The sequence below is a fragment of the Pseudomonas rhodesiae genome, assembly GCF_007858255.1.
Taxonomy (GTDB): Bacteria; Pseudomonadota; Gammaproteobacteria; order Pseudomonadales; family Pseudomonadaceae; genus Aquipseudomonas; species Aquipseudomonas rhodesiae.
The window spans coordinates 57,905-76,770 of the sequence record NZ_VFEU01000004.1 but is presented as its reverse complement, the minus strand read 5'-3'; the positions used below and the strand labels follow the sequence as shown (position 1 = coordinate 76,770).

Genomic DNA, 18,866 nt, shown 5'->3' with positions numbered 1-18,866 from the left:
ATGAACACCTTGCGCATCGGTTCCGGCGCCGGCTATTCCGGCGACCGCATTGAACCGGCCGTGGAACTGGCCGAGCACGGCGACTTGGATTACCTGGTTTTTGAATGCCTGGCCGAACGCACCATCGCCCTGGCCCAACAAGCACGCATCAGCGATCCCCAGGGCGGCTACGACCCGCTGCTGGGCGAGCGCATGCGCCGGGTGCTGCCGTTTGTCGGCGCGCAGCCGGTGCGCCGGCGTTTGCGGGTGATCACCAATATGGGCGCGGCCAACCCGCTGTCGGCGGCCGAACACGTACGGCGCATCGCCGATGAACTGGGCCTGGACCTCAACGTTGTGGCGGTGGTCGGCGACGACGTATTGCCGCTGCTACGCCCCGAGCAGGTGCTGGATAACGGCCAGACCCTTGCCTCACTCGGCGCGCGAGTCATCTCGGCGAACGCCTACCTGGGTGTCGATGGGATCCTTGAGGCCCTGCGCGCCGAGGCCGATGTGGTGATCACCGGGCGTGTGGCCGACCCGTCGTTGTTCCTTGCGCCGCAGATGTTTGAATTCGGCTGGGCCGCGGACGATTGGCCGCGCCTGGGCCGGGGCACCCTGGTGGGGCACTTGCTCGAATGTGCAGGACAGGTCAGCGGCGGCTATTTCGCCGATCCGGGGTTCAAGGACGTGGAGGATCTGGCGCGGCTCGGCTTCCCGTTGGCCGAGATCGATGCCGAGGGCGGCGCGGTGATCACCAAGGTTGCGGGTTCCGGTGGGCGGGTCAGCCGCGCCACTTGCACCGAGCAATTGATCTATGAGGTGCATGACCCGGCGGCCTATCTCACCCCCGACGTGACCGCGGACTTTTCCCAGGTGAGCTTTGTCGACGAGGGTGTGGATCGCGTTCGGGCTCAAGGCGCCGATGGCCGTGGGCGTCCGTCGCAGTTGAAAGTCAGCGTGGGCTATCTGGATGGCTGGATCGGGGAAGGGCAGATGTCCTACGGCGGCCCCGGCGCTATCGCACGGGCGCAGTTGGCGCGGGATGTGGTGCTCAAGCGTCTTGAATTGATGGGAGTGAAGATGCAGGACGTACGCGCCGAATTGATCGGTATCGACTCGCTGCACGGTCCGCGCAATAGCGTGGAGCCCTGGGAAGTGCGGCTGCGCGTCGCCGCCCGCTGTGAAGAGCGTAGCGACGCCGTGCGCATCGGCAACGAGGTGGAAACCCTGTACACCAACGGCCCGTCCGGCGGCGGCGGTGCCAGCAAAAGCCTACGCCAGGTGGTGGCGGTAGCCTCGTTGCTGCTGCCCCGTGACGCGGTCAACCCGAGGATTCAGGCATGAAACTGCACACACTGGCCCATTCCCGTACCGGCGATAAGGGCGATACGTCGAATATCTCGATCATTGCTTACCGCGCCGAGGATTACCCAAGACTGTGCGAACAGCTCACCGCCGAACGGGTCGCCGAGTTTTTCGCCGGGTTGCTCGGCCCGGGCGCGGCACCAGTGCGGCGCTATGAACTGCCCCATGTGCACGCGCTGAATTTCGTGCTGCCGGGGATACTGCGCGGCGGCGTGACCCGCTCGCTGGCCCTGGATGCCCATGGCAAGTGTCTGGGCTCGGCGCTGCTGGATCTGGAACTCACCCCGGCAAAGGGGCGGTAAGTCTGTCAGACGGCGGCGAAGCGTTTATCCAGGTAATCGATGATCACCTTGGAGTCGTACATCCAGGTGGTCTGGCCGTTTTCTTCGATACGCAGGCACGGCACCTTGATCTTGCCGCCTTGCTCCAGCAGGGTCTGACGGTCCTGCTCATTGTTCTTCGCGTCTTTCAGCGCCACGGGCACATTCAGGCGATGCAGAGTGCGGCGGGTCTTCACGCAGAACGGGCAGGCGTGGAACTGATACAGGGTCAGGCCCTTGGCCGCTTCGTTGACCTGTGCCTGTTGCTCGGCGGGGCGCTGCTTTTTACGGGGGCGGGTCAGTAAATCGCCCGCGATGATGACGTGGCCGAGGCCCACTCGAAGTGCTTTGACGAACATGGTTGAAACCTCTTGCCCAACACAGAAGGGGCCGCAGCTTACCTGATTTGTGCAGGCGAAAAAAAACCGGCGATGAACGCCGGTCTTTTCCTACGCAGCCGCTTACTTGATCAGACTGAGAAATTCGCTGCGGGTGGCTGCGTTTTCGCGGAATTCACCGAGCATCACCGAAGTGATCATCGACGAATTCTGCTTCTCCACGCCGCGCATCATCATGCACATGTGCTTGGCCTCGATCACCACCGCCACGCCCAATGCGCCGGTCACCTGCAGCACGGCATCGGCAATCTGGCGGCTGAGGTTTTCCTGGATCTGCAGGCGACGCGCATACATATCGACGATCCGCGCCACTTTGGACAGGCCCAACACCTTGCCGCTCGGGACATAGGCCACATGGGCCTTGCCGATGAACGGCAGCAGGTGGTGTTCGCACAGCGAGTACAACTCGATGTCCTTGACCAGCACCATTTCGCTGTTGTCGGAACTGAACAAGGCACCGTTGGTGACTTCTTCGAGCGTCTGTTCATAACCGCGGCAAAGGTATTGCATCGCCTTGGCGGCGCGCTTGGGCGTGTCGAGCAGGCCCTCGCGGGAAACGTCCTCGCCGAGTTGGCCGAGGATCGCGGTGTAATTCTGTTCCAGGGACATGAAACTACCTGTGGGATTTTCGCAAAGCGCAAGGTTACGGTGGCGGGCACATCGCTGCAAGCACGACGATGGCACTGTTTACTCGTCACGCCCTTCCATCATGGTCCGCTTGAGCATCACATACACCGCCCCCGCGCCGCCGTGGCGGGCCTGGCAGGAGGTGAAGCCGAGTACTTGTGTGTGCTGACGCAGCCAGGTATTGACGTGGCTCTTGATCATTGGCCGCTTACCGTCGAGCCGCACGGCTTTGCCATGGGTAACGCGCACGCAGCGGATTTCGAACTTGGTGGCTTCGGCGAGGAAGGCCCATAAGGTTTCCCGGGCTTTTTCCACGGTCATGCCGTGCAGGTCGAGGCTGCCTTCGAAAGGGATCTGACCGGCCTTGAGCTTGCGCATCTGGCTTTCCTGCACGCCGTCGCGGGCCCACATCAGCTCGTCTTCGGGGCCGACGTCGATGACGAACTGGTCCGACAGGCCATCCACGGTGGCGGCGTCGGTGCGCACGGTCGCGGCCTGGCGCAGTTTGGCGATCTGCGCGCGATCGGTCTTGGGTTTACCGGTGTCGGCACGGTCATGCTTGATCGGCTTGACGCCGCGCAGCTCGTTTTTGAACAGGGAAAAATCGTCGTCTTGCATGTCAGCCTCCGCGAAGGGCGGGCAGTTTACCTAAATCGCGGCGGCCGGGCGCAGGAAACGCTATCCAAGCGCCACTAGTCGTGTTTCTTCATCAGGTGTGAGGCAATGTTCAGCGACAGCGGCTGCCGCATGCGGCGTCGGCTGCGGCGCCACAACCACACACCCAACCACAGCACCAGCAGGCCAATGCCCAACAGCAAGGCAGAACCGCCCGGGCTGGCATTCAGTTCGCCCAGGGCCGGCGAATGGCCAAACAGACCAGCGCCACCGGCGCCCGCCAACAGCACACCTACAATCGCCAGCAGCGCGGCAATGCCGGCCACCAAGCGCAGACGCCAATTGCTCGGGCCCTTGGGGCGCAAGCGACGAGCGTCAAAACCATCGGATATCTTCATCCCGACCTTTCCTCCAGGGTATCGGCCCTTCGACCGGAAGATACCCGGCTTGTTCCGGGGGCAGGGGTAAATGCGCCAAATGAAAGGGCTTAGCGGATGAGCGGGGCAATAAACCCGCCGCTCATCCCGGCGGCGATCAGATCAGATCTTTGGTCAAAGCGAGGGTGGCGAAGTTGTCGGCCATGATGGCCATTTCGGTTTGCTGCACCTGCTCGGCGCTCAGCACGCCGCCTTTGTACGGCAGGTCGCGGGTGGCGCAGGCGTCTTCCACCAGGGTGCAGCGAAAGCCCAGGTTCTTGGCGGCGCGCACCGTGGTGCTGACGCTGGAGTGGCTCATGAACCCGCAGACGATCAGATCCAGAGAACCCAGGTTCTGCAGGCAGTCGAGCAGTTCGGTGCCGTGGAACGCGCTGGGCAGCAGCTTGCCAATAATGGTTTCGTCAGCGATAGGTTCCAGGCCCGGGATGAATTCACCACGCTCACCTTGTGGGTCGAACAGGCCGCCCACGGTGCCCAGGTGGCGCACATGCACGATAGGGCGCCCGGCTTCGCGCGCCGCCGCGAACAATTGCTTGATATTGGCCACGGCCGCATCCATGCCCGAGAGGGCGAGCGGGCCGCTGAGGTATTCCTTCTGGGCGTCGATGATCACAAGGGTCGCATGGCTGAGATTGGCAGCTGCGTAACCACGACCGCTGAGTTGAAACATCGTCTTTGGAACGGACATTCTGGGGCTCCTGTGAGGGGGGCGTTTGCGACATTGTCCACTGGCTGAGCGCTTCTGTGAATCGCTACGATCGTAAGGTACGCCGTTGCTGGCGTGCAGCGATGTCAAGAGGTGGGCGTGTTGGGCGCAATACTGGCAATTTGGATGAAAACCGACGTACGGCACCGGGTTTTTCGTACATCGTCGGTACAGGCGAAGGCTGTTAGAATCGCCAGTCGTTTTTTCCAGGAGTCTGCCCCGTGATCACTTCCCGCCTGCGCACCTTGCGCGACCATATCCGTTGGGCTGTCAGCCGTTTCCATGGGGAAGAGCTGTTTTTCGGGCATGGCACCGACAATGCCTGGGACGAAGCCCGCCAGTTGGTACTCGGCGCCTTGCACCTGCCTTGGGAAATGGCCGACAGCTACCTGGACTGCAACCTCGAAGAAGAGGAAATCTCCCACGTACAGCGCCTGCTGCATCGTCGCATACATGAACGCGTGCCCACCGCTTACCTGCTGGGTGAGGCGTGGTTCTGCGGCATGTCGTTTATCGTCGATGAACGCGTGCTGATCCCGCGCTCACCGATTGGCGAACTGATCGAAAACCGCTTCGAACCCTGGCTGGCCCAACCGCCGGCGCGCATTCTCGACCTGTGCACCGGCTCCGGGTGCATCGGCATCGCCTGCGCTTACGAATTCCGGGACGCCGAAGTGGTGTTGGGGGATCTGTCCTTTGAAGCCCTGGAAGTGGCCAACCAGAACATCGAGCGTCATGGCGTCGACGAGCGCGTGTACACCGTGCAGGGCGACGGCTTCGACGGCCTGCCGGGCCAGCGGTTCGACCTGATCGTCTCCAACCCGCCGTATGTGGACGCCGAGGATTTTGCCGACATGCCAGACGAGTACCAGCACGAACCGGAGCTGGGCCTGGCCTGTGGCGACGACGGCCTGAACCTGGTGCGACGCATGTTGGCCGAAGCGGCGGACCACCTTACGGAGAAAGGCCTGTTGATTGTCGAGGTCGGTAACAGCCAGGTTCACGTCGAAACGTTGTACCCGGAGGTGGATTTCGCCTGGCTGGAGTTCCAGCGTGGCGGGCACGGTGTGTTTATGTTGACCGCCGAACAGTGCCGCACCCATCAAGCGGTGTTTGCTGCCAAGGTTTAACAGGAACACCGTTAAAAAATGTGGGAGGGGGCCTCCTCCCACATCGATCGCCTTTCAAACGGCTATCGGTGCGTCGCAATCCAGATCAACAACCCCGCCTGAAACACCGTAAACGCCACCAGGCAGGTAATCGTAAAGCGCAAGCCGCTGTCTTCGCGCTTGAACTTGGTGACCTTTTCTTCTTCCTTTCGCAGCTTCACTTCCTGTTCCAGCAGATTCTGCTCGGCCTGCTGCAGCATCTGTGCGGCTTCGAGGATTTCCACGAACTGCACCTTCTCGGTGTTCCAACTGTCCAGCACCGCGCTGACCTTACCGGGCTGTACGTTGCCTTTGAGGTGCTGCACATCGGCGTAGGCCACATCGAAACCCTGGATGCGCAAAAAGTGATCGCGGCGCAGGCGCGTGGATTCGTTGAGGGCGTCCTTGTTAGAAAGGTCGACGCCATCGACGCGGTAATGGGACCAGTGCTTTTTCGCCCAAGCCGCGGCCTGGGCCACCAGGAATCGACCGATGCCACGGTTGGGCGGCTCGATTTCCAGGCTGTTGCCGGGGCCGAAATGCACGCGATGTTTATCGTGGTCGACCCACACATCCAAATGGTTCTGCTCGCGGCGCACGCGCTGACCGGGTAGTTGGATGACCATGCGCAAAAGACTGTGGTGTTTGTCGTTGCGCTCGGCATAGCCGAACTGCACAAACCGCAACGGCCGCGCACCGGTAGCGCGGTCGGTGGCCAGGGGAGCCAGGCGCAGCATCTTGAAATGTTCGGCTTGAACGTCCGCCCATGGCAAAGGCGCCGTGTCGGCGGCCTCGGGTGTTGCGGCCGAGGTGTCGGCGGTCGGTTCGGGTAGTGCTTCTGTGGTTGTCATGCGGTGCGATCCTGTCCAGGCCCAGCGAGTCGACGGTCTTTTTACTGTCGACCCTGGGCTTATCGGCCGGATTTGCCAGGACTGGAGGCCATTTGTTGCTTAACGGGATTGAAGTCCGTCGATAAAGCTCACGATGCGCTGGCCCAGCTCAGCGGCAAGGGGCAATTGCGGGTCGTTGTAGGACGCCAGCTGCTGTTTCACTTCCTTGGGCACGATGCGCATCACATGATTCATGCCGTCGATCACCACCAGTTGCGCGTCGGGCTTGGCCTGCTTGAGTTGCCGTGCATCGTCCACGCCCACTTGGATATCGTGGGTGCCCTGGATAATCAGCGCCGGCATGTTCAGCTTGGCAAACGCGGCCGAGGGATCGGCGCGGAATAGGCTGATCAGATACGGCTGCACACTGGGTCGGAAAATGCCTTGCAGCGGGCCAGGCACATCGGCGTCCACCTGGCCGGCCTTGAGGTGATCAAGGATTTCATTGCTGCGTAACAGCAGGGCAGGGGGCAGGTGATCGGCCAGTTGCTGGCGGATCACTTGATCCACGGGGCGCGCGCTGCCGGACAGGGAAATCACCCCGGCAGGCTGCAACTGCGGCGCGGCCAGCGCGGCCACCAGCGCACCTTCACTATGGCCCAGTACGATCAATGGGCCCATGCGCTTGTCGGCCTTGAGCAGGTTGCCCCACGCCACCGCGTCGGCGACGTAGGCATCCAGGGTCAGGTTGCGTTCGTCCGGGGTAGCGGCCAGGCTGGCGGCCACGCCGCGCTTGTCGTAGCGCACGCTGGCGATATTGTGCCGGGCCAACACCCAGGCCAGGCGCTTGAGGCTGTCGTTGCGCGCGCCGTCGGCGCTGTTGCCGTTGCGGTCGGTGGGGCCGGAACCGGCGATGATCAATACCACTGGCACCGGGCTGTCGGACTGCGGCAGCAACAACGAGCCGAATAGCTTGCCACTGCCGGTGTCGAGGCTGATGGGCCGTTGTAGGACAACAGGGGACGCGGCGTGGGCCAAGGTGGTCAAGAGGGTGAGGGTGAACAGCAAAACTCGCAGCATCATCGCGCCATCATCAGGGAAGTGCCGGTTGGACCCATGCCGACCGGTAAGGTTTCGAGGATGAACTAGTCGGTGTGCCCGCGTATACTGGCGCGCTTGGTTATCACCCCTGAGTGATTACAACTGATTTCACGGAGCGCCCTGCATGTCCGGCAATACCTTCGGCAAGCTGTTCACTGTCACCACCGCGGGCGAAAGCCATGGCCCGGCGTTGGTCGCCATTGTCGACGGCTGCCCGCCCGGCCTTGAGTTGACCCTGGACGACCTGCAGCGTGACCTCGACCGCCGCAAACCCGGCACCAGCCGCCACACCACCCAGCGCCAGGAACCCGACGAGGTCGAGATCCTCTCCGGCGTGTTCGAAGGTCGCACCACCGGCTGCGCCATCGGCCTGCTGATTCGCAATACCGACCAGAAGTCCAAGGACTATTCGGCGATCAAGGACCTGTTCCGCCCGGCCCACGCCGACTACACCTACCACCACAAATATGGCGAGCGCGACTACCGTGGCGGCGGCCGCAGCTCGGCCCGGGAAACCGCCATGCGCGTGGCGGCCGGGGCCATCGCCAAGAAATACCTGGCGACCCAGGGCATCTTGATCCGTGGCTACATGAGCCAGTTGGGCCCGATTGAAATCCCGTTCAAGACCTGGGACAGCGTGGAAGACAACGCGTTTTTCTGCCCCGACCCGGACAAAGTCCCGGAGCTGGAGGCCTATATGGATCAGCTGCGCCGTGACCAGGACTCGGTCGGTGCCAAGATCACCGTGGTCGCCGAAGGCGTCAAGCCGGGCCTGGGCGAGCCGATTTTCGACCGCCTCGACGCTGAGCTGGCCCACGCGCTGATGAGCATCAACGCGGTCAAGGGCGTGGAAATCGGCGCCGGTTTCGCCTGTGTCGCCCAGCGCGGCACCGAGCATCGCGATGAGCTGACGCCCCAAGGGTTTCTCAGCAATAACGCGGGTGGCATTCTCGGAGGTATTTCGTCCGGTCAGCCCATCGTCGCGCACCTGGCACTCAAGGCCACCTCCAGCATCACCACTCCGGGCCGTTCGATTGACGTGCACGGCAACCCGGTGGACGTGATCACCAAAGGCCGTCACGACCCCTGCGTCGGCATCCGCGCCACGCCGATCGCCGAAGCGATGATGGCCATCGTGCTGATGGACCACCTGCTGCGCAATCGCGGGCAGAACGCCGACGTGCAGGTGACGACCCCGGTACTGGGCCAGCTGTGACCGTCCGCAATATTGGCTGTGGTAAGCAAAATTGTTGTGGTGAGCGAGTTTGCTCGCGCCGGGCTGCGAAGCAGCCCCCCACACCATGCTGATCCCGTACTGGCGCCTTTCCAGCTTCTACCTGTTCTACTTCGCCCTGCTGGGCGCCACCGCGCCGTTCCTGGCGCTGTACTTCGATCACCTGGGGTTCTCCAGCGCGCGCATCGGCGAGCTGGTGGCCATCCCCATGTTGATGCGCTGCGTGGCCCCGAACCTGTGGGGCTGGCTGGGGGATTACACCGGCCGCCGCCTGGCCATCGTGCGTTTTGGCGCGGTGTGCACATTGCTGAGCTTCTCGCTGATTTTCGTCAGCCACACCTATGCCTGGCTGGCGCTGGTGATGGCGCTGCATGCGTTCTTCTGGCACGCAGTGCTGCCGCAGTTTGAAGTGATCACCCTGGCCCATCTGCAAAAACACACCTCGCGCTACAGCCAGATCCGCCTCTGGGGCTCCATCGGTTTCATTCTTACCGTGGTCATCATGGGCCGCCTGTTCGACTGGCTGAGCCTGGACATCTACCCGGTGGTGGTCGTGGTGATCATGGCCGGCATCATCGGTGCCAGCCTGTGGGTGCCGAATGCACAGCCGGCCAACCACGGCAATCGCCTGGCCGGGGACGGATTCCTCAAGCAACTGCGCAGCCCCGGCGTGCTGGCGTTCTACGTCTGTGTGGCGCTGATGCAGATGAGCCATGGCCCGTATTACACGTTCCTGACCTTGCACCTCGAACACTTGGGTTACAGCCGGGGTGTGATCGGGTTGTTGTGGGCGCTGGGAGTGGTGGCCGAAGTGCTGATGTTTCTGGGCATGAGCCGTATCCTTACGCGCTTTTCGCTGCGCCGGGTGCTGCTGGCGAGTTTTCTGCTGGCGGCGCTGCGCTGGGTATTGCTAGGCACATTGGCCGAATTCTTTTGGGTGCTGCTGCTGGCGCAGGTGCTGCATGCGGCGACCTTCGGCAGTTTCCATGCGGCGGCGATTGCCTTTGTGCAGCGCAGCTTCGGGGCTAAACAACAGGGCCAGGGCCAGGCGCTGTACGCCGCATTGTCCGGCACCGGCGGAGCCTTGGGCGCGCTGTATGCCGGCTACAGCTGGAACCTGCTGGGCCCGACCTTCACCTTTAGTCTTGCCAGCGTCGCCGCCCTGGCCGCGGCCGTTATCATCGGCTTTCGATTGCACGAGCAGAACCAAGGAACCCTTCAATGAGTTATGTCGCCGTCTACCACGTCGCTACACCGGATACGCCGAACAAGGTGTTGACCCATCTCGACGATATCGCCAGCACCCTGGCCGAGCACGGCGTGCGCTTCGAGCGCTGGCAACCGGCCGCGATCGAGAAGGGCGCCACCGATAGCGCGCTGATCGAGGCGTATAAGGCGCCGATCAATGATCTGGGGTATGCCAACGTCGAGGTGCTCAACGTCATCGACCAACGCCCGCCGCTTGCCGAGCAACGTTGCCGCGAAGCCCACGCCCACTTCTTTATCGCGGGGCAGGGGCTGTTCAGCCTGCATGTCGGCGATTACGTCTACAGCGTACGCTGCGAAAAAAACGATCTGTTGATGATTCCGGCCGGCATGGCGCATTGGTTTGATCAGGGCGAGCATGGGCATTTTGTCATGCTGCGGTTGTTCAACAGTGCCGAGGGCGCTAAGCCTGCGTTGACGGGCGATACCCTCGCCGAACGCTTTCCGGGTTTGGACGACTAACCTCTACGAATAGGATCTTCAACCCCGGCAAATTTGAAATTGCTGTGGGAAGTGGCTTAGTTATCTGTAGGGCTCTGCTGTTTATGCGGACCCCTGCCCACGACGTGCATGGGTTGTGTAACTCTTCTGCGGCCTCAGTGTTTATGTCACCTGTCAATAGGAGGAATCCGAAGGGTGATCGGGCATTAGCCAATAAAAAGGAGAGACGCAATGAATCGCCCAGAGGAGTCGTTTGAGTCGTCGTATACCGTGCCCAATGCCGTCAGAAGACGCCTTAATTTATGGGGTAAGCCGCTGACGCCGTCGGAGTTGGAAATCCTGCGATGGGCTTCCGAAGGCAAGACCGTCTGGGAGATCAGCCAGATTCGCTGCACCTCCGAGGCCACGGTGAAGTTCCACTTGCGCAACATCTACGGCAAGTTGCAGGTCAACAACCGCGTACAGGCCATGAACGAAGCCGCGCGCCAGGGCCTGTGTTAAGCCCATAAAAAAGGGCCGCGACGCTCAACGGCGTCGCGGCCCTTTTTGTGCACGGCTGACTTACGCGGAGTGGTAGGTCGGCAGCGCGAAGCGATTCTGGCTTTGCAGCATGGAGATCTGCGGCAGCTCACTGGCTTGCTCAGCCAGGTCACGACGGATGGCGCTGATCACCCAGGTCAGTTGGTCGGCAGTATGCAGTTGCTGATAAGAGATCGAGCGTTTGACCTGCTTGCCTTCACTGTTACGCAAGGTCAACAGGATGCCGCCGTCCGGGCGAGGCTGAGTGGTGACGTCGTAGTTGGAAAATACCGAAGCGAATTTATCTTGGATCAGGCTCATGTTTATCAGCTCCATTGGCTCAAGTGGGCAAGCATGGAGTGATAGGTGCAGCGTTTGTGCCAGCTTAACGAATACTAAAAAATCCTTATAAATCAGCGTTTTATAAAAAATAGAAATTTTCGTTTTCGTGCAATTTGCATGAATGGCCATCATGCATCCTGCATTTTGCGTTACCCGGCGCGGTGCCACTGGCGCCTCATTACGTTTAAAGACTGTTTAAGCGCGGCTAAATTCCCTTTTTCCCGAGCGCATCCGTCGGGATACAAAACTTTTCAAATCCTGCGTGTACAGCTGAAGAAGGGCTGACGTATTTTCCTGCAAGGCATTTAGCAGCTTCCTACGGTGATGCTGCTGTGTGCGGATCATACGAAGAATAAGAAAAAGGACGTTCCGCCATGAACCCTCCGCATGACGACATGATCACCTGGGGCAAGATGTTGCGTAAGGTGCCCGCCATTGTTCGCGCTTTGCCGCGCGTGGTGCGCGGCATGCGCGCGGCGAATATCACCGACCCCGGCCAACCTTGCGGGCTGGGTTGGGAGTTCGAGCAAGCCACCTTGCGCAACCCCGACGGCAACGCGGTGCTGTACGGCGACCGCGTGCTCAGTTACGCCGATGTCAATCGACAGGCCAATCGGATCGCCCACCACTTACACGCCCAAGGCATCGGCAAGGGCGATGTGGTGGCGCTGTTTATCGAAAACCGCCCGGAATTATTGCTGTGCGTACTGGCCGTGGCCAAGTTGGGCGGCATCTGCGCGATGGTCAACACCGCGCAAACCCAGGCGACGCTGGTGCACAGCCTTAACCTGGTCAGCCCGGTGGCGATCGTGGTGGGCGCGGAATTGCTCGGTGCTTATGACGCGGTGCGCGATCAGGTGCCGATCCAGGCCGAACGGACATGGTTCGTGCCTGATCAGTCGCCAGCGCCGCTGCCCGAGGGCTATGTCGACCTGATCGCAGCCAGCGCCGACTGCTCGCAGGCTAACCCTGCCAGCACCGCTCAGGTGTTCTTCAACGACCCCTGCTTCTATATCTACACCTCCGGCACTACTGGCCTGCCCAAGGCCGGCATCATGAAACATGGACGCTGGACCAAGACCGCCGTGAGTTTCGGCCGCATCGCCCTGGACATGGGCCCCGACGACGTCCTGTATTGCACCTTGCCGCTGTACCACGCCACCGGCCTATGTGTGTGCTGGGGCTCGGCGATTGTCGGCGCGTCGGGGTTCGCCATCCGTCGCAAGTTCAGCGCTAGTCAGTTCTGGGACGATGCGCGCAAGTTCAATGCCACCACCCTGGGCTACGTGGGCGAGCTGTGCCGTTACCTGCTCGACCAGCCGCCCAGCGAAAACGACCGCGACAACCGCGTCACCAAGATGGTCGGCAATGGCCTGCGCCCCGGCGTGTGGGCGCAGTTCAAGGCGCGCTATGGCGTGGCTCATATCTGCGAGCTGTACGCCGCCAGCGACGGCAATATCGGCTTCACCAATGTGTTGAATTTCGACAACACCATCGGTTTTTGCCTGCAACACTGGGCGCTGGTGGACTACGCCCACGACAGCGGCGAACCGATCCGTGGCAGCGATGGCTTCATGCGCAAGGTCCAGACGGGCGGGCAGGGGCTGCTGTTGGCTAGGATCGATGACAAGTCGCCGTTCGACGGCTACACCGACCCAGAAAAAAACCGCAAGGTCATCCTCACTGACGTCTTCGAACCGGGCGACCGGTACTTCAACACCGGCGATCTATTACGCAGCATCGGTTTCGGCCACGCGCAGTTCGTCGATCGCCTGGGGGACACCTATCGCTGGAAAGGGGAAAACGTCTCCACCACCGAAGTCGAAAACGTCCTGCTGCAACACCCGCAGATTGCCGAAGTGGTGGCCTACGGAGTGGAAATCGACAACACCAATGGCCGCGCCGGCATGGTCGCCATCACCCCCAGCGAGTCCCTGGCCGCGCTGGACATGCGTGAACTGCTGCAATTCGCCCACGGCCAGTTGCCCCCTTACGCAGTGCCGCTGTTCCTGCGGATCAAGGTGCAGATGGAAACCACCGGCACATTCAAGTACCAGAAGGTGCGGCTCAAGGAAGAGGCTTTCGACCCGGCCAAGGCGGGCAACGACCCGGTGTATGCCTGGCTGCCGGGGTCGGATGGTTACGTGCCGATCACTGGCGAGCTATTGGCGCAGATTCAGGGTGGCCATTTCCGCTATTGATTGAGTGTGTCTATGGACACTTTTGACAAAAAAGCCATGACAGTGGGGAACTCCGTCGCGACACTGGGCGCCATATTCAGTACTTGAAATCGCACCCGCCAAGGAGCCCCCCATGTCTGCCCCCAAACAAATGACCGAAGACGAAGCCGCCGAATTTGCCGAGCAGGTTTTCGATGTGGCTCGCAAAGGCGATGCCGCCATGCTCGCCGCGCTGCTGGCTAAGGGCTTGCCGGCCAACTTTCGCAATCACAATGGCGACACCTTGCTGATGCTGGCGGCCTACCACGGTCACGCCGAGGCGGTCAAAGTGCTGCTGGAGTTCAAGGCCGACCCGTTGATCGCTAACGATAAGAACCAATTGCCGATTGCCGGCGCGGCGTTCAAAGGCAACCTGCCCGTGGTCAAGGCCTTGATCGAAGGCGGCACGCCGGTGGAGGCCGCGTCTTCGGACGGTCGCACCGCGTTGATGATGGCGGCGATGTTCAATCGCGTCGAAATGCTCGACTACCTGCTCGCCCAGGGCGCCAACCCCAAGGCCACCGACGCCCAGGGCGCCACCGCTTTGGCAGCGGCGCAGACCATGGGCGCGATGGATACGGCGGCGCGTTTGCAGAATCTGGTGTAGGCTTTGCGCCCTCGAAAATCAGCCCGCAACAGGAACGCCCCATGAAAACCGCCCTCGTCGAACTCATCAGCCACATCAGCGCCGGCGTCATGGGCGAGGATGAGGTGGCGCGCATCGCCGAGGAGGCCGCCCAGGCTTACGCCGATCCGGTGGCGTTTCTGGCGGCCAACCCGGATATCAACTACGACGACACTTTCCCGATCCCTCTGGGGGAGTGGGTGGTGGTCGGCAGCCTGCCGGACACGGTGCTGTTCCAGGCTGACACTTATGGCGACCTGTTTGCCCAGATCGTCGCGTCGTTCGGCCCGGGCGTGGCGTTCAACCTCAAGGCCAAACAACTGGCCAAGACCGAAGCGCTGACCGCGCTCAATCGCATCCAGGTGCAGATGAGCGCCCTGAGCCAGGAAGACGGCGGCTATGTGCTGGTGAACTTCAGCCAGTTGCTGGATGACGAGATTCAGTTGGTGCTGGTCTACGGCAATGCCTTGCCACGGGTGTTGGAGTTGTGCGCCGAGGTCGGGATAAAGGCCGAGCCGTCCCTGGAAGCCCTGAAAATCGCCGTACATGTCTGAAATAAAACGGAACCCTGGCAGGGGCTGACTATCCTACAAGGGCATGCCCTCACTTAGGAGCGACACCATGGGTTCCACGTTCAATGGCCTGATCGGCCTGATCATCCTCGCGCTGGATATCTGGGCGATCATCAACGTCTTCAAAAGCGGCGCCAGCACCGGGGCCAAGGTGTTGTGGATCCTGCTGATCCTGCTGCTGCCGGTACTGGGCCTGATTATCTGGGCGATCGCCGGCCCGCGCGGTAACGTGCGGATCTGACCACGGCGTTCAGGGGCTATGTGTGAGAGGGAGCCACTCCCTCCCACGCGGGCTTGCCGTCCGATCTAGAAATTTGTGTATCGAAATATGCGTTGCACGGAATTTTCACATTCCCTCCAAGACAATTCCCCCCCGGTTCCAGCTGCGCGCCAATCAAGGCGCGGTAAAGCTCCCCGTTCAGTAATTTAATAGCCTTGCCGGCCTTGATCGGGCACCATTCGCGCCACGCAATACTTCGTCACTTCAACTTCCAATGGGTCCTGAAACGACATGGCAAACCCGGACGCCCTGAGCCAGCAGCGAGCCTCGACTCGTCTGCTGCAACCGACCGTCAAATCCCATCTGGCATACACGCTGCTCTGCGCACTGGTCATGATGGTGATGTTCTCCCTGCTGCGCCTGGCGCTGCTGGTATACAACCGCGAGATGATCCTCGACACACCGGCCTCGACCTTCCTTGAAGCGTTCGGCAACGGCCTGCGCCTGGACTTGCGCTTGGTGGTGTACCTGAGCATTCCGCTGTTGCTGGCGCTGTTCAGCGTGCGCGCGATGGCCGCGCGTGGGTTCTTCCGTTTGTGGTTGACCGTCGCGTCCAGCATCGCCCTGTTCCTGGGCCTGATGGAAATGGACTTCTATCGCGAGTTTCACCAGCGCCTCAACGGCCTGGTCTTCCAATATGTGAAGGAAGATCCGAAAACCGTGATGAGCATGCTCTGGTACGGTTTCCCGGTGGTGCGTTACCTGCTGGCGTGGGCCGTGGGTACGCTGATCCTGAGCATGGCCTTCAAAGGCGCCGACCGCGCCACGCGCCCGCGCGGCCCGTTCAGCGGCGGCAGCATCGGCACGCGCCAGGTGGCGCCGTGGTATTCGCGCATCGCCGTGTTCGTGGTGTGCCTGCTGGTGGCCGTGGTCGCCGCCCGTGGCACCCTGCGCCAGGGCCCGCCGCTGCGCTGGGGCGACGTGTACACCACCGAGTCCAACTTCGCTAACCAGTTGGGCCTCAATGGCACGCTGTCACTGATTGCGGCGGCCAAGTCGCGCTTCTCCGAAGACCGCACCAATATTTGGAAAGCCACCCTGGAGCAGCCGCTGGCGACCCAGACCGTGCGCGACATGCTGGTGCTGCCGACGGAAAAACTGGTAGATACCGACACCGCCGCCGTTCGCCGTACCTTCCTGCCACCGGCCGAGAAAACCCTGCCGATCAAGAACGTCGTGGTGATCCTGATGGAAAGCTTCGCTGGCCACTCGGTGGGCGCGCTGGGCCGTCCGGGCAACATCACGCCGTACTTCGACAAATTGTCCAAGGAAGGTCTGCTGTTCGACCGCTTCTTCTCCAACGGCACCCATACCCACCAGGGCATGTTTGCCACCATGGCCTGCTTCCCGAACCTGCCGGGTTTCGAATACCTGATGCAGACCCCCGAAGGCAGCCACAAACTGTCGGGCCTGCCGCAGTTGCTCAGCGCGCGCAAGTTTGACGACGTGTATGTCTACAACGGCGACTTCGCCTGGGACAACCAGTCTGGCTTCTTCAGCAACCAGGGCATGACCAACTTCATTGGCCGCAATGACTTCGTCGACCCGGTGTTCTCCGACCCGACGTGGGGCGTGTCCGACCAGGACATGTTCAACCGTGGCCTGCAAGAGCTGAAGGCCCGTGAAGGCGGCAAGCCGTTCTACGCGCTGCTGCAAACCCTGTCCAACCACACGCCGTACGCGTTGCCGACGCCGTTGCCGGTGGAGAAAGTCACTGACCGTGGCAGCCTCAACGAGCACTTGACCGCGATGCGTTACTCCGACTGGGCCCTGGGCCAGTTCTTCGAGCAGGCGCGCAAGGAACCGTACTTCAAGGAAACCTTATTTGTGGTCGTCGGCGACCACGGCTTCGGCAACGAACAGCAAATCACTGAGATGGACCTGGGCCGCTTCAACGTGCCGATGCTGATGATTGCGCCGGGCATGCAGGAAAAGTTTGGCGAGCGCGACCACACCGTGGGGACGCAGATCGACATCGTGCCAACCATCATGGGCCGCCTGGGTGGGGAAACCCTGCACCAGTGCTGGGGCCGCGACCTGCTCAACCTGCCGGAAGGGGACAAGGGCTTCGGCGTGATCAAACCTTCGGGCAGCGATCAGACCGTGGCGTTGGTCACTGCGGACCGCATCCTGGTACTGCCCAAGGAAATGCCACCGAAGTTGTGGCAGTACGAGTTGGGCGCCAACCCGACCGGCAAACTGATTCCGGAGTCTTCGGATGAGGCGGCCCTCAAGCAGAAACTTGAGTCGTTCCTGCAGACCGCGACCAAGAGCCTGTTGGATAACACCGCCGGTGTGGTGGACGGTAAGCCGGACTGATTAACTGGCAATAAAAAAGAGGCCTTCTTGAAGGCCTCTTTTTTTTACCGCGGTTTTATATCTTGCCGAGCAACAACAGCACCAGCAGTACGACCAGTACCACGCCGAGAATACCCGACGGGCCATAACCCCAGTTACGCGAGTGCGGGAATACCGGCAGACCGCCGACCAGCAATAGAATCAGGATGATGATGAGAATGAGGCTCATGGTTTTATTTCCTTATAGGCCTTATGCAAGGACAGGTTATTTAACGGTAGGACCGTACTCTAAGTTACGGGCGCCTTAACAACTCCGACTGTAGTGCTTCACAGAAAATTCCCTGTTTTTTTAAAGCATTTCGATAACCTGGTTATTTCTTTTAAATAAGTGGCTAAAACCCTGCTTAGTTGAAAAAGATTGAACTTAGAGAGAGCTGAGGTATCGGACCCGGCCGCGGGTTTGCCTGGGGCATTCATCAGTCTGATGGTGCGTGGGGCGCGTGGAAACCTTCGCTACACTGCCGATCACTTCTACTGTGAACCACAAGGCTACTTCTTATGCAAAATCGCATGATGATCACTGGTGCCGGCTCCGGCCTGGGTCGCGAAATCGCGCTGCGCTGGGCACGCGAGGGCTGGCAGTTGGCCTTGTCGGACGTCAGCGAGCCCGGCCTGCAGGAAACCCTCAAGCAGGTACGCGAAGCCGGCGGCGATGGTTTCGTGCAGCGTTGCGATGTGCGCGACTACAGCCAGCTCACCGCGTTTGCCCAGGCTTGCGAGGTCAAGCTGGGAGGCATCGATGTGATCGTCAACAACGCCGGGGTGGCTTCCGGCGGGTTCTTCGCCGAGTTGTCGCTGGAAGACTGGGACTGGCAGATCGCAATCAACCTGATGGGGGTGGTCAAGGGCTGCAAGGCGTTCCTGCCGCTGTTGGAGAAGAGCAAGGGGCGCATCATCAACATCGCTTCCATGGCGGCACTGATGCAGGGCCCGGCCATGAGCAACTACAACGTGGCCAAGGCCGGTGTGGTGGCGCTGTCCGAGAGTCTGCTGGTGGAACTCAAGCAGCAGGAGGTCGGTGTGCATGTGGTCTGCCCATCGTTCTTCCAGACCAACCTGTTGGACTCGTTCCGAGGCCCGACGCCGGCCATGAAAGCGCAGGTCGGTAAGTTGCTGGAGAGCTCGCCGATTTCGGCGGCGGATATTGCCGATTACATCTACCAGCGTGTGGCCGAGGGAGAATTCATGATTCTGCCCCACGAGCAAGGGCGAATGGCGTGGGCGTTGAAGCAGAAGAATCCGCAGCTGCTCTACGATGAAATGGCCAGTATGGCCGACAAAATGCGCGCCAAAGCGCAGGCAACCAAAAGCTGAACTCACCACAAGAACCTCAACTCTCAGGGTAAGTTTTCACCGAAGATGTGCAGCTACCTGTAGCCATATCGGGGGCAAGCCCCCTCCCACCTTTTGAACTGTGAACAGGTCCAACTGTGGGAGGGGGCTTGCCCCCGATGGCGTCAGCGTTTGGATTTATGAAAGCG

General features: G+C 61.1%; 22 protein-coding genes. 13 read left to right on the top strand and 9 right to left on the bottom strand.

What is annotated here, in order from left to right:
* Both FIV35_RS07325 and FIV35_RS07320 read left to right on the top strand, forming a co-directional pair.
* The gene (locus tag FIV35_RS07325; RefSeq protein ID WP_034138796.1) at window positions 1-1,326 is read left to right on the top strand and encodes an acyclic terpene utilization AtuA family protein; all 1,326 of its coding nucleotides are present in this window, start codon (window positions 1-3) and stop codon (window positions 1,324-1,326) included.
* Window positions 1,323-1,649, top strand: coding sequence for an AtuA-related protein (locus tag FIV35_RS07320; RefSeq protein WP_034099357.1), 327 nt, complete (start codon window positions 1,323-1,325; stop codon window positions 1,647-1,649). Before FIV35_RS07325 ends, FIV35_RS07320 begins: the two co-directional genes overlap by 4 nt.
* Before the next feature lie 5 nt (window positions 1,650-1,654).
* Here FIV35_RS07320 and FIV35_RS07315 read toward each other — a convergent pair whose 3' ends face one another.
* From FIV35_RS07315 to FIV35_RS07295, 5 genes are all read right to left on the bottom strand, one after another.
* On the bottom strand, window positions 1,655-2,026 hold the full coding sequence (locus FIV35_RS07315; protein WP_034114659.1) for a glutathione S-transferase N-terminal domain-containing protein: 372 nt from the start codon (window positions 2,024-2,026) through the stop codon (window positions 1,655-1,657).
* A gap of 102 nt (window positions 2,027-2,128) precedes the next feature.
* Window positions 2,129-2,674 (bottom strand): GTP cyclohydrolase I FolE, encoded by a 546-nt coding sequence (gene folE, locus FIV35_RS07310; protein ID WP_034138795.1) that lies wholly within the window; start codon window positions 2,672-2,674, stop codon window positions 2,129-2,131.
* 78 nt (window positions 2,675-2,752) lie between these two features.
* A complete protein-coding gene (locus FIV35_RS07305; RefSeq protein ID WP_034138794.1) occupies window positions 2,753-3,310 on the bottom strand; it encodes a Smr/MutS family protein in 558 nt (185 codons plus the stop codon).
* Window positions 3,311-3,384: 74 nt separating this feature from the next.
* Complete coding sequence (locus FIV35_RS07300; protein ID WP_034099345.1) at window positions 3,385-3,705, bottom strand: hypothetical protein; 321 nt, start codon at window positions 3,703-3,705, stop codon at window positions 3,385-3,387.
* A gap of 136 nt (window positions 3,706-3,841) precedes the next feature.
* Window positions 3,842-4,432, bottom strand: coding sequence for a cysteine hydrolase family protein (locus FIV35_RS07295; protein ID WP_034138793.1), 591 nt, complete (start codon window positions 4,430-4,432; stop codon window positions 3,842-3,844).
* Window positions 4,433-4,671: 239 nt separating this feature from the next.
* Here FIV35_RS07295 and prmB point away from each other — a divergent pair, with 239 nt between their 5' ends.
* Window positions 4,672-5,580, top strand: a complete 909-nt coding sequence (gene prmB / locus FIV35_RS07290; protein WP_034138792.1) for a 50S ribosomal protein L3 N(5)-glutamine methyltransferase — start codon at window positions 4,672-4,674, stop codon at window positions 5,578-5,580.
* A 62-nt stretch (window positions 5,581-5,642) separates the two neighbouring features.
* Here the strand turns inward: prmB and FIV35_RS07285 are convergent, their stop codons facing one another.
* Together FIV35_RS07285 and FIV35_RS07280 are read right to left on the bottom strand one after the other, a co-directional pair.
* Entirely contained in the window at window positions 5,643-6,449 is an 807-nt protein-coding gene (locus FIV35_RS07285) for a hypothetical protein (protein WP_034099339.1), read from the bottom strand.
* Window positions 6,450-6,548: 99 nt separating this feature from the next.
* Window positions 6,549-7,511 carry an alpha/beta hydrolase gene (locus tag FIV35_RS07280; RefSeq protein WP_034138791.1) on the bottom strand — a complete coding sequence of 321 codons (963 nt, stop codon included), beginning with the start codon at window positions 7,509-7,511 and terminating at the stop codon, window positions 6,549-6,551.
* A gap of 142 nt (window positions 7,512-7,653) precedes the next feature.
* On the opposite strand from FIV35_RS07280, the gene aroC reads away from it, so the two are divergent.
* From aroC to FIV35_RS07260, 4 genes are all read left to right on the top strand, one after another.
* Window positions 7,654-8,745 carry a chorismate synthase gene (gene aroC, locus FIV35_RS07275; protein WP_034099336.1) on the top strand — a complete coding sequence of 364 codons (1,092 nt, stop codon included), beginning with the start codon at window positions 7,654-7,656 and terminating at the stop codon, window positions 8,743-8,745.
* Between the two features lie 85 nt (window positions 8,746-8,830).
* The gene (locus FIV35_RS07270; protein WP_034138790.1) at window positions 8,831-9,988 is read left to right on the top strand and encodes an MFS transporter; all 1,158 of its coding nucleotides are present in this window, start codon (window positions 8,831-8,833) and stop codon (window positions 9,986-9,988) included.
* Window positions 9,985-10,491: an acireductone dioxygenase gene (locus FIV35_RS07265; protein ID WP_034138789.1), complete on the top strand. Its 507-nt coding sequence runs from the start codon at window positions 9,985-9,987 to the stop codon at window positions 10,489-10,491. Before FIV35_RS07270 ends, FIV35_RS07265 begins: the two co-directional genes overlap by 4 nt.
* A gap of 210 nt (window positions 10,492-10,701) precedes the next feature.
* On the top strand, window positions 10,702-10,971 hold the full coding sequence (locus tag FIV35_RS07260) for a response regulator transcription factor (RefSeq protein ID WP_034099331.1): 270 nt from the start codon (window positions 10,702-10,704) through the stop codon (window positions 10,969-10,971).
* A gap of 60 nt (window positions 10,972-11,031) precedes the next feature.
* Here the strand turns inward: FIV35_RS07260 and FIV35_RS07255 are convergent, their stop codons facing one another.
* Entirely contained in the window at window positions 11,032-11,310 is a 279-nt protein-coding gene (locus FIV35_RS07255) for a DUF3509 domain-containing protein (RefSeq protein WP_003172952.1), read from the bottom strand.
* 395 nt (window positions 11,311-11,705) lie between these two features.
* Between FIV35_RS07255 and FIV35_RS07250 the strand changes: the two genes are divergently transcribed.
* The 5 genes from FIV35_RS07250 (at window position 11,706) to FIV35_RS07230 (ending at window position 17,346) form a co-directional block, all read left to right on the top strand.
* On the top strand, window positions 11,706-13,532 hold the full coding sequence (locus FIV35_RS07250) for a long-chain-acyl-CoA synthetase (RefSeq protein WP_034138788.1): 1,827 nt from the start codon (window positions 11,706-11,708) through the stop codon (window positions 13,530-13,532).
* 112 nt (window positions 13,533-13,644) lie between these two features.
* Entirely contained in the window at window positions 13,645-14,157 is a 513-nt protein-coding gene (locus FIV35_RS07245) for an ankyrin repeat domain-containing protein (protein ID WP_034099327.1), read from the top strand.
* Window positions 14,158-14,198: 41 nt separating this feature from the next.
* Window positions 14,199-14,729 carry a hypothetical protein gene (locus FIV35_RS07240; RefSeq protein WP_034138787.1) on the top strand — a complete coding sequence of 177 codons (531 nt, stop codon included), beginning with the start codon at window positions 14,199-14,201 and terminating at the stop codon, window positions 14,727-14,729.
* 67 nt (window positions 14,730-14,796) lie between these two features.
* Window positions 14,797-14,988, top strand: coding sequence for a PLDc N-terminal domain-containing protein (locus tag FIV35_RS07235; protein ID WP_003172956.1), 192 nt, complete (start codon window positions 14,797-14,799; stop codon window positions 14,986-14,988).
* 270 nt (window positions 14,989-15,258) lie between these two features.
* Entirely contained in the window at window positions 15,259-17,346 is a 2,088-nt protein-coding gene (locus FIV35_RS07230) for an LTA synthase family protein (protein WP_034138786.1), read from the top strand.
* 55 nt (window positions 17,347-17,401) lie between these two features.
* Here the strand turns inward: FIV35_RS07230 and FIV35_RS07225 are convergent, their stop codons facing one another.
* Window positions 17,402-17,554, bottom strand: coding sequence for a DUF3309 family protein (locus FIV35_RS07225; RefSeq protein ID WP_003192767.1), 153 nt, complete (start codon window positions 17,552-17,554; stop codon window positions 17,402-17,404).
* A 329-nt stretch (window positions 17,555-17,883) separates the two neighbouring features.
* Between FIV35_RS07225 and FIV35_RS07220 the strand changes: the two genes are divergently transcribed.
* Complete coding sequence (locus FIV35_RS07220; protein WP_034138785.1) at window positions 17,884-18,699, top strand: SDR family oxidoreductase; 816 nt, start codon at window positions 17,884-17,886, stop codon at window positions 18,697-18,699.
* The last annotated feature ends 167 nt before the right edge of the window (window positions 18,700-18,866 follow it).